Origin of the sequence: Idiomarina xiamenensis 10-D-4 (assembly GCF_000299895.1) — a bacterium.
GTDB classification, from domain to species: domain Bacteria; phylum Pseudomonadota; class Gammaproteobacteria; order Enterobacterales; family Alteromonadaceae; genus Idiomarina; species Idiomarina xiamenensis.
Window position 1 is genome coordinate 116,875 of record NZ_AMRG01000008.1, and the last position, 12,542, is coordinate 129,416.

The 12,542-nt window shown below is 50.1% G+C and carries 11 protein-coding genes; 8 read left to right on the forward strand and 3 right to left on the reverse strand.

Annotated features, from left to right (window positions below; all coding sequences use genetic code 11):
• Positions 1-53 precede the first annotated feature (53 nt).
• The 5 genes from mutY to A10D4_RS07715 all read left to right on the forward strand — a co-directional run bounded on the left by mutY (position 54) and on the right by A10D4_RS07715 (position 5,473).
• Entirely contained in the window at positions 54-1,121 is a 1,068-nt protein-coding gene (gene mutY, locus A10D4_RS07690; protein WP_008488779.1) for an A/G-specific adenine glycosylase, read from the forward strand.
• Between the two features lie 50 nt (positions 1,122-1,171).
• A complete protein-coding gene (locus tag A10D4_RS07695) occupies positions 1,172-1,444 on the forward strand; it encodes an oxidative damage protection protein (RefSeq protein WP_008488780.1) in 273 nt (90 codons plus the stop codon).
• A 237-nt stretch (positions 1,445-1,681) separates the two neighbouring features.
• Positions 1,682-2,797 (forward strand): glutamate 5-kinase, encoded by a 1,116-nt coding sequence (gene proB / locus A10D4_RS07700; RefSeq protein WP_008488781.1) that lies wholly within the window; start codon positions 1,682-1,684, stop codon positions 2,795-2,797.
• Positions 2,794-4,047, forward strand: a complete 1,254-nt coding sequence (locus A10D4_RS07705; RefSeq protein WP_008488783.1) for a glutamate-5-semialdehyde dehydrogenase — start codon at positions 2,794-2,796, stop codon at positions 4,045-4,047. Before proB ends, A10D4_RS07705 begins: the two co-directional genes overlap by 4 nt.
• A gap of 280 nt (positions 4,048-4,327) precedes the next feature.
• The gene (locus tag A10D4_RS07715; RefSeq protein ID WP_008488785.1) at positions 4,328-5,473 is read left to right on the forward strand and encodes a chorismate mutase; all 1,146 of its coding nucleotides are present in this window, start codon (positions 4,328-4,330) and stop codon (positions 5,471-5,473) included.
• Positions 5,474-5,492: 19 nt separating this feature from the next.
• Here A10D4_RS07715 and waaA read toward each other — a convergent pair whose 3' ends face one another.
• Together waaA and A10D4_RS07725 are read right to left on the reverse strand one after the other, a co-directional pair.
• Positions 5,493-7,553: a lipid IV(A) 3-deoxy-D-manno-octulosonic acid transferase gene (gene waaA, locus A10D4_RS07720; protein WP_008488786.1), complete on the reverse strand. Its 2,061-nt coding sequence runs from the start codon at positions 7,551-7,553 to the stop codon at positions 5,493-5,495.
• Positions 7,554-7,556: 3 nt separating this feature from the next.
• Positions 7,557-8,297: a hypothetical protein gene (locus A10D4_RS07725; RefSeq protein ID WP_008488787.1), complete on the reverse strand. Its 741-nt coding sequence runs from the start codon at positions 8,295-8,297 to the stop codon at positions 7,557-7,559.
• A gap of 144 nt (positions 8,298-8,441) precedes the next feature.
• Here A10D4_RS07725 and A10D4_RS07730 point away from each other — a divergent pair, with 144 nt between their 5' ends.
• Positions 8,442-9,104, forward strand: coding sequence for a flavin reductase family protein (locus A10D4_RS07730; RefSeq protein WP_008488788.1), 663 nt, complete (start codon positions 8,442-8,444; stop codon positions 9,102-9,104).
• Here the strand turns inward: A10D4_RS07730 and A10D4_RS07735 are convergent.
• On the reverse strand, positions 9,005-10,267 hold the full coding sequence (locus A10D4_RS07735) for an MFS transporter (RefSeq protein ID WP_008488789.1): 1,263 nt from the start codon (positions 10,265-10,267) through the stop codon (positions 9,005-9,007). The genes A10D4_RS07730 and A10D4_RS07735 overlap by 100 nt on opposite strands.
• A gap of 175 nt (positions 10,268-10,442) precedes the next feature.
• Here A10D4_RS07735 and A10D4_RS07740 point away from each other — a divergent pair, with 175 nt between their 5' ends.
• Positions 10,443-11,993: a cryptochrome/photolyase family protein gene (locus A10D4_RS07740; protein ID WP_008488790.1), complete on the forward strand. Its 1,551-nt coding sequence runs from the start codon at positions 10,443-10,445 to the stop codon at positions 11,991-11,993.
• An 18-nt stretch (positions 11,994-12,011) separates the two neighbouring features.
• A complete protein-coding gene (locus A10D4_RS07745) occupies positions 12,012-12,542 on the forward strand; it encodes a lipocalin family protein (protein WP_008488792.1) in 531 nt (176 codons plus the stop codon).

The following is a 12,542-nucleotide window of genomic DNA, read 5'->3' on the forward strand; positions in this document are numbered from 1 at the left end:
TTAGAATGGTTCAATTATAGCAATGAATATGTAATTTGCCGTATGAGATTCAGATGATTGACACGCTATCGACCAAGCAGGATGACCTGTTCACCCAGAGGGTTATTGATTGGTATTACCAACACGGACGCAAATCGCTGCCTTGGCAACAACAGAAAACGCCTTATCGAGTGTGGGTCTCGGAAACCATGCTGCAGCAGACTCAGGTTGCTACCGTGATACCCTATTACCAACGCTTTATGGCTCGCTTTACCGACGTCGAGCAGTTAGCGCAGGCGCAGCAGGATGAAGTACTGCATTACTGGACCGGCTTGGGCTATTACGCCCGCGCGCGCAATTTGCACAAAGCCGCGCAGGTGATCGTCACACAGCATCAAGGCAACTTCCCCGAGCAACAGCAGGCATTAGAAGCATTACCCGGCATTGGTCGTTCGACCGCAGGAGCAATACGCTCGTTAGCCATGCAGCAACCCGCCGCTATTCTAGACGGCAACGTTAAACGCGTGCTAGCTCGCTATTTAGCTGTCGCCGGCTGGCCAGGCCAAAGCGCTACACTGAAAGCGCTGTGGTCGGCATCGGAACAACTCACCGCACAAGCTAGTGACGTTGCTGCTTATAATCAGGCCATGATGGATCTGGGGTCGATGATCTGTAAGCGCAGCAAGCCATTATGTCAGCAGTGTCCGATTGCTGCTGATTGCCTTGCCTATCAGCAGCAACAAATCAGCGACTACCCCGGCAAGAAGCCCAAAAAACAGTTGCCGACGCGTACCACTCAGTTCTTGATTCTGCGGCGCGGCAAGCAGATATTACTCGAGCAACGACCCAGCACCGGCTTATGGGGCGGACTGTGGAACTTTCCAAATACCGAAGATGCCGCTTCGGATTGGTTGGCTGCAAATCATTACAATAGCGAACAGATACTCGAACTCCCCCCTTTTCGACACACCTTTAGTCATTTTCATTTACAGATACAGCCGCTGTTAATCGATATTGATAGCGACACATCAAATAACGTCAATGAACACCAGCAGCGTTGGGTCGACATTCACGATCCAGGCGAACTCGGCTTACCGCAACCAGCGGTTAAGTTGCTTCAACAGCTGCAACAGTTAAACTAAGCTTATTTTTAGCGATGCATATCGCCGATTTTACTGAGGAGTAGTTAAGCATGGCTCGAACCGTTTATTGTGAATACTTGAATAAAGAAGCCGAGGGTCTGGACTTTCAACTGTATCCGGGCGAGCTGGGCGAGCGTATTTATAACCACATATCAAAACAAGCGTGGGCCGAATGGCAGAAAAAGCAAACCATGCTAATCAACGAAAAGCGCTTAAATATGATGGCTGCCGATGACCGCCAATTTTTAGAAGAACAAATGGTCGCTTTCTTATTTGAAGGCAAAGACGTGAAAATCGAGGGTTATACCCCGCCAGCACCGTAATATCTCTGTCTACGCTAAGCTAAACGACAGCGCAGCAGTTCCACCACCTGCGCTGCACGCCGAATTATCTAAATAGCCGCTGTTAACATCAGTTTTACGGCGGCTTTTTTGTTTTTGTGATCTATCCAGCCGATTTATGACTAAAATATTGACAATAGCTTTGCTTTATGAAGCTTGCTAGCAGTACAACGGCAAATCTGTTAGTATACTAACGAATTCAATAAAAGGGAGTCACTAATGAAAACGCCACCGTGGCGACGCGCCGTCATTAAGGTCGGTAGCGCACTGATTGCACCCGACGTTAACGGTACTAGCTCAAAGTACTTACTAGCCATTGCTCGTTTTATTATTGAGTGTCGCGAACGCGGCCAAGAAGTTGTTTTATGTTCTTCAGGAAGCGTAGCTGCAGGACGCAAGCACATTGAAACGCAACACGATCAATTACCCATCCCGGTACGCAAAGCGATGGCCGCAGTTGGCCAAAACGATATGATGGCAAATTGGTCACGTTTTTTCGATTTCCCCTGCGCACAGGTGTTAATGACCCACAGCGATCTGCGCGACCGAGCCAGATACGTTAGTATTCGAAATACTTTGCACACATTGTTAGAACACAACGTGCTACCTATCGTCAACGAAAATGACGCTTTAGCGACCGACGAAATGAAAGTCGGCGATAACGATAACTTAGCGGCGATGGTGGCAACCTTAGTCGATGCCGACGCACTATTTATTTGTTCTGACATCGACGGCTTATTTGATGCCGATCCGCGTCTGGATCCAGACGCGAAGAAGATTCCGGTGGTCGACAAAATTGATGAAAGCATTTTTGCGCTCGCCGGCGGCACCACCAACAAGAATGCCACTGGTGGTATGCGTACCAAAGTCGAGGCGGCTGAGAAAGCGACCTCACACGGCATCGATACTTATATTGTCAATGGTCGCAAAGGCGAAACCTTTGAACACTTATTGCAAGGCGAGAATCCCGGCACCTTGTTCCGTCGTCAGGACGACCCAATCAGTAATAAAAAGCATTGGCTACGTCACACGCTGGTCTCGCAGGGCGAAATTTTAGTCGATGCGGGAGCCGTTGACGCCTTACTTCAAAAAGGAGCCTCGCTGTTGAGCTCTGGTATTGTCGATGTGCAAGGCGACTTTAATCGCGGCGACGCGGTGCTGGTGCGTAGTGCAGAAAGCACCGAAGCCATTGCTAAAGGCATTTGTCAGTATAGTGCACATGAGTTAATGCACATTAAAGGGCAGCAAACCAGTGAGATTGCTGAGCAGTTTGGTTATAGCCCAATCACCGAAGTGATTCACCGTGACGATTTAATGATCTTGGAGGATGTATGAGTCAGGAATTAGCGAAGGATATTGCTAAACGTGCTGCTGTCGCTGCGCGCGCCGTAGCCAACTTATCTGAGCAGGATAAAAACCAAGTGCTGCAACGTATGGCAGACACCTTGCGCCAGCACCAAGATGAGATTTTGAAAGTCAACGAAAAGGACATGCAAGCGGGTCGCGAAAAAGGCCTCAGCGATGCCATGCTTGATCGTTTACAGCTAAACCAAGAGCGCATAGAAGGCATGGCGACCGCCATTGAAGAAATCATTGCGTTAAAAGATCCGGTCGGCGACCGTTATTTGCTAGATGAACGCCCTAACGGCATTAAAGTCGAAAAAATGCGTATTCCTCTCGGCGTCATTTGCATGATCTACGAAGCACGTCCAAATGTCACCGCTGATGCTGGCGCATTGTGCTTTAAATCAGGTAATGCAGTCATTTTACGCTGCGGTCGCGAAGCAATAGAAACCAGCAAAGCAATTGCGGCGGCGCTGCATGAAGCATTAGAGAATAGCAATTTGCCGAAAGATGTTATCACCGTGGTGCCCACCCCTGACCGCGATTTGATGCTGCAATTATTGCAGCAGAAAGATGATATTGATTTGGTTATCCCGCGTGGCGGTGAAGGGCTAATTCACTTTGTCAGCGACAACAGTAAAATCCCTGTGATCCAGCATTACAAGGGTGTTTGTCATCTGTATGTCGATAACGATGCCGATTTGGACAAAGCCTTAAAGCTACTGGTGAATGGCAAAACTCACCGTACCGGCGTGTGCAATGCATTAGAAGGTGTCTTGGTGCACCAGCAAATCGCCGATAAGTTTCTGCCGATGGCAGCCAAGGCGCTGGCAGAAAAAGACGTCATCATTCATTCCGACAAGCGCAGTGCCGACTACTTTGACGGCGCCGACGTAATTGCCGATGATGCCTTTGGTGAAGAATATCTGGCGTTAGAAATTGCCGTGCGTACCGTCGACGATTACGAACATGCACTGGCACATATTCAACAATTTGGTAGTGGTCACACCGAGGTGATCTGTACCGAGAATGACGACACCGCAGCGCGTTTCATTCGCGAAGTCGATTCTGCAGTCACCATGGCCAATGCGTCGTCACGCTTCTCAGACGGTGGGCAATTAGGTTTGGGTGCCGAAATCGGTATCTCTACCAGTAAATTGCATGCTTACGGCCCGATGGGCTTACAAGCACTGACGACTGAGAAATTCGTGGTCACCGGTAACGGACAAACGCGCGACTAAGGTAAGTTGCCATTCAGGGCAACCACTGCAACGATAAAAACCGCCCGATGGGCGGTTTTTTCTTGCCTGTTGAGGCAATTGCAGGCATGCTGAAAATATGAATATGCAAACACCTCGCTATTTTTCGTTTTTCTTTTTTGCTTCCCACAAGAGGCAAGGATAGCGTGCGCATAACAACAAACAACGTCCAAAGCCTCCATCGCGGAGGCTTTTTTCGTTTTAGGCCGAGTAAACCAACGACTCATAGCGGTATGACAGCTAACTTACGGGGATAGATATCATGTCATTAGTCGAACTAAGACAACAAATTGAGAGTGTCGATGACTGCTTACTGCAACAATTAGCTGCGCGACGCAAACTCGCGCTAGCGGTTGCCAACTATAAAGCACAAAGCGACAAACATGTACGCGATGTCGAGCGCGAAGCATCGTTGTTACTCAGCCTTATCGAAAAAGGTAAAGCCTTAGATCTGGATGCCGCTTATCTGACCCGGCTGTTTCATTTAATTATCGAAGACTCGGTGCTGTTACAACAAGCGCACCTGCACCCACTAGGCCATCATAGTCACTTGAGCATCGCCCATTTAGGCAGTGCCGGTACCTACTCACATTTAGCCGCGCAGGGGTATGCTAATCGCCGCCAAGCCGCGATGCAGGGCATCAGCTGCGATAGCTTTGCCGAGATCGTTAAGCAGGTCGAGCTGGGTCATGCCGAACTGGGTATTCTACCGATAGAAAACAGTACCTCAGGTTCAATTACCGATGTTTATGACTTACTCCGTCATACTCACTTAATGATTGTTGCCGAGACCTACTTAGATGTCGACCACCACTTGCTGGTTAAACCGGGCACCGAAAAAGCCGATATTCGCCATGTTTATGCACACCCTCAGGCACTCAGTCAGTGCTCAGAACAACTGGATTGTTTAACCTCGATAACGTGTCACAGTAGCTCCTCATCGGCGCACGCCATGGCTAGCATTGCCGCTAGTGAGCGCAATGACGTCGCCGCTATCGGTCCGGGTAGCGCTGCCGCGCTGTTCCAACTTGAAGCCATTGACCATCAGTTAGCCAATCAACGCGACAACCAAACGCGTTTCATTCTGGTCAGCCGTCACGGTTGCAAAGTTGCCGCCCAGTTACCCGCTAAAACAAGCCTGATCATGGCTACCCATAATCAACCCGGAGCACTGGTGGACGCCTTGATGATCTTGCGTCAGCAAAATATCAGTATGAGTAAATTAGAATCGCGGCCGATGCCAGGTAACCCGTGGGAAGAATTATTTTATGTAGATGTATTAGTGCACGAACAAGCGCCAGAGTGGCAACAAGCTTATGGACAATTGAAGGCGTCGACCCGCTTTATAAAATTATTGGGCTGCTACCCCGATGAGCGGGTAAAACCGACCTATGTTAGCAGCCCATAATGGCGATCAGGTTTAAGCGCTATTGATGACCTTGATAACCTTGCAAGAGCGGCGCCCAATCACGCTGCTCTTGCCAATTAAAATCATCATGTTTTTGCTGCTCTTTGCGTAACGAGCGCAATAAGCGTTGCAAGTTCGCTTGTTTCCATTCGCCATCTTCACGAATATCGCACTTGTCAAAATCAACCACCCAAGCGCGCTCTTTGTCATCCAACATCAGGTTATGACAGTTTAAGTCTGAGTGATAAACTTGCTTATCGTGCAACTGCCGGATCGCTTGTCCCAAGGTCTGCCATTGTGCCTCTGACAACGCCCGCTCACGTAATAAGCGGTATACATCTACCGCGCCGGGGATCACATCCACCAAAATGTCGGCCCGGTAGCTCATTAAACCACAACGCACCATACTAGCCGCAATCGGTCTGGGTACTGGCAGCCCCAGCTCACGCAACTTCAGTAATAAACTAAACTCACGCATCGCCCGGCTATTCGCCACCGGCTCACGCATAAAGCGGTCTTTGTTAACTTTACCGACCAAACCGCCACGGTAATAGTGACGCAATAGCATGCCTTGATCGCCCTGCTGAATAAACCACACGGTACTGCGACCGGTAGCATTTCCGGCTATCGCTTTTTGTTGTTGCCAATATGCAGGTCTAAAAAACGCCGATGGCACATCCTCTACCACGCGTGGGTCAAACCAGATTTCCTGTTTGCCAACTTGTTTTGTTTCCATCATTTTTAGTGTCCTATCATTACCATTCGGTTGCGCCGCATCAGTCTCGCCGGGCTGATAAACACGTGCCGGGATCAATCGCTCAAGCATCGTCAGCATGCGCTCTGTCGCGCCTTGGCTTTGACTAAAGCCACGCTTACCGTTTAAACATTGTTGTTGGCGTTGGGTGGGCTGATTCAACAACCTTAACCACTGCTGTGCCAACTGTTGTGCGTCGGTTGCCCAACACAGCGCGTTAAACTGCGCTAGTCGACGATAAATCTCGTCGAAATTAAAGACATGGCGCCCCGATACCACCGCGCAATCGGCGGCAACCGGCTCCAACGGATTGTGTCCACCACGCTCAATCAAACTGCCGCCGACAAAGCAAGCATCGCCAACCACATACCACTGCATCAGTTCGCCCATACTATCGCCAAGCAACACTTGCGTGTCGTCTTGTAACTCATGCACGGCTGTCTGACTACGACATTGCATTCGAAAACCGCTATCTAGTGTCAATTGCGCTACCCGCTGAAAACGCTCAGGATGACGCGGCACTAAAATCAGTAAGCTATCCGGCTGTTGTTTTAACACCTCAGCAAACGCTACCAGCACCTGCTCGTCTTCGCCTTGATGGGTACTGGCTGCCACTAACACCGGTCGTTGCTGTAACGCTTGCCGCCAACTCGCCGCCTTAGCATGCACACTGGCCGCGACGGTGATATCGAACTTGAGGTTGCCCGCTACTTGCAAAGCGGCGTCACCGACACCTAAACAACGCATACGTCTTGCCGTAGCCTGGGTTTGCGCAGCAACTAATGCCAGTTGTTGCCAACACGGCCGCATTAAGCGGCCAATACGGGTATAGCCTCGTGCTGAGCGCGCCGATAAGCGTGCATTTAACAATGCCACCGGAATATGACGTTTTTGTGCCTGCAGCAATAAGTTTGGCCACAGCTCGGTTTCCATCACCAGCACCACTCGCGGAGCCAAGCGCTGCATAAAACGCTGCGTTGCGGCGCGGCTATCAAGCGGTAAATAACAGTGATAAATGCGCTCGCCGAACAGCCGTTGAATCAGTGCCGATGCGGTCGGTGTCATACACGTAACGGTGATCGGTAATTGCGGATAACGCTCAATAAGCGCGTCGATAAGCGCGCGTGCGGCCACAGTTTCGCCCACCGACACGCTATGGATCAGAATACCGTCGCGTTGCTGCACCGGCATTGCTTGACGTGCGCAGCGCTCGCGCCAGCGCTGACGATACTCAGGCGCGCGGCGGCCGCGCCACCATAAGTACGCAAAAATCGCCGGTAGCGCGATAATCATGGCAAGCCGATAAGCGGCCAAGCAGTAGCGCATCAATTACCGCCAATGCTCAGCAATCCAAGTGGTTGGTAACACCTTGCGATACCACTTACCACTGCGTCCCGCCAACGCATCGTCAGGGTGCGGCTTACCGTGAAAAATGATCACGCTAGCGTCTTTAGGAATACGCGGCTGCTGAAAAAAGCTCAGCGGGAATGGTCGAATACAATGGCGTTTAAAGCTACGGCACCACTGCTCGGGCCAATACTTAAGCTTGCCCTGCTCGGCGATAAAGTGGGTAATAAACTCCTGCTCATTACGCACATGCTTACGCGAGCCCTCAGGGTCTTGCTTCAAGTGTTCAATAACGTCGGCGTGTGCGCCAGCTTCAAAGCGAAACACCGAGGTGTTACCGGTGGCATCCGACTTATCCCACTCTTTGATCACGAAAAACTCACCCTCGGGTTCAAAAAACTTATCCAATTCATCGACGATGATGATATCTAAGTCTAAGAATAGCGTCGGCCCGGTTAAGTCATACAGCGGATCCGCTAGGCAAGTCAGCTTTAGCCAACCGTGCGCAAAAGTCCAAGGCTTACGCTGGTCAAAATCGTCGAATCCAACTTTCGGAATCGGCTTCACCTCGACCTCTTCACGAATACCGTCGACATCGTCGGTCAAGCAAACAAAGCGAAACTCACGCTGCAGTTTACGGCTGACCATCGAATACAAGGTATTGACGTAATCGGGACCATATTTTTGCCCCCATTTGATGCATAAAATATTAACTGGCTGCATACCGACACCTATTCCTCAAGAAAGAGTGCGCATAATGCCAAATTTTGCCGTTAATCGCCATCCCAACGATCCCTCAGCAACGCATTCACGTACAAACTAAACACCGCAGAGGCTTTGCTTCTCTGATCAGCAAAAGGCGAAAATATGAAGTGTTTTAAACTGCAAGATCTGGCAGATATGGACGATACCCAGCGTGCCCATTTTGTTAATGGCTTACCGGGTTTTAAAAGTGCTAATTTAATTGGCACCAAAGATCGCCATCAACAAACGAATTTAGCGATTGTGAGTTCGGTCATACATCTCGGTAGTAATCCTCCCATGTTAGGCTTTATGACTCGCCCCCATTCGGTCGAGCGACATACACTGGAAAACATCGAAGAAACCGGTGTGTACACCATCAACCAAGTGCACAGTGAGATACTAGAGGCGGCCCATCAAACCTCAGCCCGTTATCCGCGCAAACAGTCCGAATTCGAAGCTTGTCAGCTTAGCGAAGACTATGTTGATGGCTTTCATGCGCCACATGTGAAAGAGAGTCGTTTGAGCTGTGGTTTAAAGTTAATTGAGGTTATGCCAATTCAGCATAACGGCACTGCCTTGGTGGTCGGCGAAGTTGAGTGGGTGCAGATTGATGAAACAGCGGTTGCCGACGACGGCTTTATTGACCACCAGCAGTTAGCTAGCGTTGCCATTTCCGGCTTAGACAGCTACCACAAGGTCGAGGCCGGTACGCGCTTAAATAAAGCCGAGACCGACCAACCTCCTAGCCGCTTAACGGCAAACGCCGCAAAGGTTACAGACGAGTAGCGGCGAAATGCGGCTGGCGACTGCGCTGCTTGGCGTTGGAATCCAGCCAGTGCCAAGCCACAGCCTACCCAACCAGTCGCTTGATACTGCAGCGGGGTCATGATGGCTAACCCACCCAACCAGGCGCCGAGCGCGTTAGCTAAATTAAACGCCGAATGATTTAACGAAGCGGCCAGCGTCTGTGCTTCGCCACCCACATCCATCAGACGAATTTGTAAGGCGGGCACCAGCGCGGTCACGGTTCCCACTAATAACACCATCGGCAGTAACGTCCATAACGAAAAAATCATCAACGGAAAACACGCCAGCACCAACGCACTCCACAATAGCGAGCCGCCGATAGTGCGCTTTAAACTGCGGTCAGCGGCCCAACCACCGGTCAGACTGCCAATTAAAGAACCAACGCCAAATACCAACAGCGCCACAGGCACCCAAAATTCATCGACGCCGGCGCTGATGGTAACGGTTGATGCAATGTAACTCAGCACGGCAAACATACCACCAAAACCAATCGCGCCGATGGCTAGTGTTAGCCAGACTTGCTCGTTCTTTAACGCGCCCATCTCCTGTAGTGGTGAACTGGCTTGTTCGTTGGGATTAACCGGCACTACTAACCATACCAATAGCACCGTCAACAACGCGATCAAGGCTACCGCGTGGAATACATCGCGCCAGCTAAAGAGCTGTCCAAACCAAGTCGCTAGCGGGTTGCCAATCAATACCGCTATGGTTAATCCCATCATCACCCAAGTGACCGCCATCGCTCGCCTTTTCGGCGTTACCATATCTGCCGCCACCAAACAGGCAATTCCGAAAAAGGCGCCATGCGGTAAGCCGCTAATAAAACGCAATACCATCAAGCCGGTGAAGCTTTCGGCGGCGGCACTTAGCCAATTACTTAAGGCAAACACGAGCATTAACCCAAGTAACATCGGTTTGCGCGGAATGCGCGCGCAACTAATGGTGATCAGCGGTGCCCCGACCACCACGCCCAACGCGTATAAGCTGATGAGATAACCGGTTTGCGTATCGTCCATACCAAAGTCGCTGCCCACATTGGGCAACAGTCCCATGATCACAAACTCACCAATACCAATGCCAAAACTGCCCACAGCCATAGCCAAAATCGCCATGACAACTTGCTGAGGCTTGAAATACTGCATGCGTTTCCACCTAAGAGAATTGAGCGTAACCGGTTTGCTGCGCGGCGTTTACCGACACCGCGCGCGGAAATAAGAGCGCTATCATTGTATCTGAAAAATCCGTTCCGCGCGCGCTTACGTTTAACAGTCACCATCAGCTAATTAACGCTATCAGCAAGCAATCCGCCGAGTCGACATGAGCCAAACTAGTAGCAAGGAAATTCGTTTAATTCTGGGGGACCAGCTAAATGCCAGCCATAGTTGGTTTACCGAAGTCGATACCAACATCTTATATGTGATGATGGAGTTACGTCAGGAAACCGACTATGTGCGTCATCACCAACAGAAAATTTTGGCTTTTTTTGCCGCCATGCGCGGCTTCGCTGAGGCGCTACAAAACGCCGGACATCGACTTTTATATATACGCTTAGATGATGCTGACAACCAGCAAGACTTAGTCGCCAACCTCGACCATGTCGCTCAGCAGCAACAGTGTTCGCGTATCGCCCTGCAATACCCGGATGAATATCGTTTACAACAGCAGCTGGACGACTGGCTCAACGATAGTGATTATCAGGTGAGCTGGTACGACAGTGAACATTTTTTTACCGCACGTGATGCACTAAAGGATTATTTTGCCGAGCACAAACAGCTATTAATGGAAACCTTTTATCGCCAACTTCGGCGCCGCACCGGTTATTTAATGGATGAACACCATCGCCCACTCGGTGGCGATTGGAACTACGATAAAAAGAACCGTAACAAATTACCGAAAACAACATCTATCCCGGAGCCGCTTTGCTTTGCTAACGATGTCAGCGACATTGCCGAAATGTTAGACCGGATGGAGGTTGACTATTTTGGTGAAGCCGAGACTAAAAAATTGTTATGGCCGGTTTCGCGACGTCAAGCAAAACAACTGTTAAATCATTTTTTGAGTCACGGTTTGGCTGATTTTGGTCGTTACCAAGATGCCTTAACCGAACGCGGCTGGTCATTGTTCCATAGTCGTTTATCGTTTGCCATGAACTGCAAAATGTTGTCGCCGCGCTATGTTATCGAGCAAGCTCTAGACTATTGGCAAGACCACCAAGAACAGATTGATATCGCACAAATTGAAGGGTTCGTCCGACAAATCTTAGGTTGGCGAGAGTTTGTCCGTGCTGTCTACTGGCATTACATGCCGGACTATCAGCAACACAATGAGCTGCAAGCCAAGCGTGCACTACCCGATTGCTATTGGACCGGCAACACCCGTATGAAGTGTTTACAGCACGCCATTCAGCAATCGCTGACCTATGCCTACGCACACCATATTCAACGGCTTATGGTATGCGGTAACTTCGCCTTGCTGTGTGGCATCGACCCCGATGCCGTCGACAATTGGTATTTAGGCGTCTATGTAGATGCTATCGAGTGGGTCGAACTGCCGAATACACGGGGTATGAGCCAATTCGCCGATGGTGGTATTGTAGGCACCAAGCCCTATGCCGCATCGGCTAATTATATGCACAAGATGAGCGACCATTGTCAGGATTGTCATTATCAACATAATAAAACCGTGGGCGAAAACGCATGTCCGCTGAATAGTCTATATTGGCACTTTATCGATCGCCACCAAGCGGCGTTGAAAGACAATCCGCGGATGAAAATGATGTACCATCAGTGGCAAAAGCGTGATCCGCAGGAAAAACAAGATATTATCGAGCAAGCCGAGCAGCACTTGGCAAACATCAACTCACTGTAACTCATAAGGATATTGCACATGCGACGACTCATCCTCGGCCTTATTGCCATCACTTTCGTACTCACGGGTTGTAGCCAATCACCCACACCGGTGGCGCCAACGGTGAAACAGTTTGATGCGCAACGGTATCTCGGTAAATGGTACGAAATTTTACGTCTGCCACATGGTTTTGAAGAAAACCTGCAAGGCGTCACGGCAGAGTACCGGCTGAATGCCGATGGTTCCTTAGAAGTTACCAACCGTGGGTATAACGAGGTTGATGGCGAGTGGCAAACCGCTATTGGTCGGGCCGAGCCGGTAGCCAACATGCAAGCAGCCTATCGGGTGACGTTCTTTTGGCCGTTCGACGGCGGTTATTATGTGAGTTGGTTAGACAGTCAATATCAGCACGCTATTGTCACCAGTGACAGTCACGACTACTTTTGGTTCTTGTCACGCAGCCCGGACGTGCCGCAAGACCTCATTGACTTGGCTATCGCACAAGCCAATGAGTGGGGCTTTGCCACCGACCAGTTGATTCGGGTGAAACACCCAGCCGGGGCAAATTAG

Bases quoted from the DNA above. Each gene is read 5' to 3' on its own strand.
- proB (WP_008488781.1), top strand. From the start codon at position 1,682: ATGAAAACGCCACCGTGGCGACGCGCCGTCATTAAGGTCGGTAGCGCA.
- A10D4_RS07705 (WP_008488783.1), top strand. From the start codon at position 2,794: ATGAGTCAGGAATTAGCGAAGGATATTGCTAAACGTGCTGCTGTCGCT.
- A10D4_RS07715 (WP_008488785.1), top strand. From the start codon at position 4,328: ATGTCATTAGTCGAACTAAGACAACAAATTGAGAGTGTCGATGACTGC.
- waaA (WP_008488786.1), bottom strand. From the start codon at position 7,553: ATGCGCTACTGCTTGGCCGCTTATCGGCTTGCCATGATTATCGCGCTA.
- A10D4_RS07725 (WP_008488787.1), bottom strand. From the start codon at position 8,297: ATGCAGCCAGTTAATATTTTATGCATCAAATGGGGGCAAAAATATGGT.
- A10D4_RS07695 (WP_008488780.1), top strand. From the start codon at position 1,172: ATGGCTCGAACCGTTTATTGTGAATACTTGAATAAAGAAGCCGAGGGT.
- A10D4_RS07745 (WP_008488792.1), top strand. From the start codon at position 12,012: ATGCGACGACTCATCCTCGGCCTTATTGCCATCACTTTCGTACTCACG.
- A10D4_RS07730 (WP_008488788.1), top strand. From the start codon at position 8,442: ATGAAGTGTTTTAAACTGCAAGATCTGGCAGATATGGACGATACCCAG.
- A10D4_RS07735 (WP_008488789.1), bottom strand. From the start codon at position 10,267: ATGCAGTATTTCAAGCCTCAGCAAGTTGTCATGGCGATTTTGGCTATG.
- mutY (WP_008488779.1), top strand. From the start codon at position 54: ATGATTGACACGCTATCGACCAAGCAGGATGACCTGTTCACCCAGAGG.
- A10D4_RS07740 (WP_008488790.1), top strand. From the start codon at position 10,443: ATGAGCCAAACTAGTAGCAAGGAAATTCGTTTAATTCTGGGGGACCAG.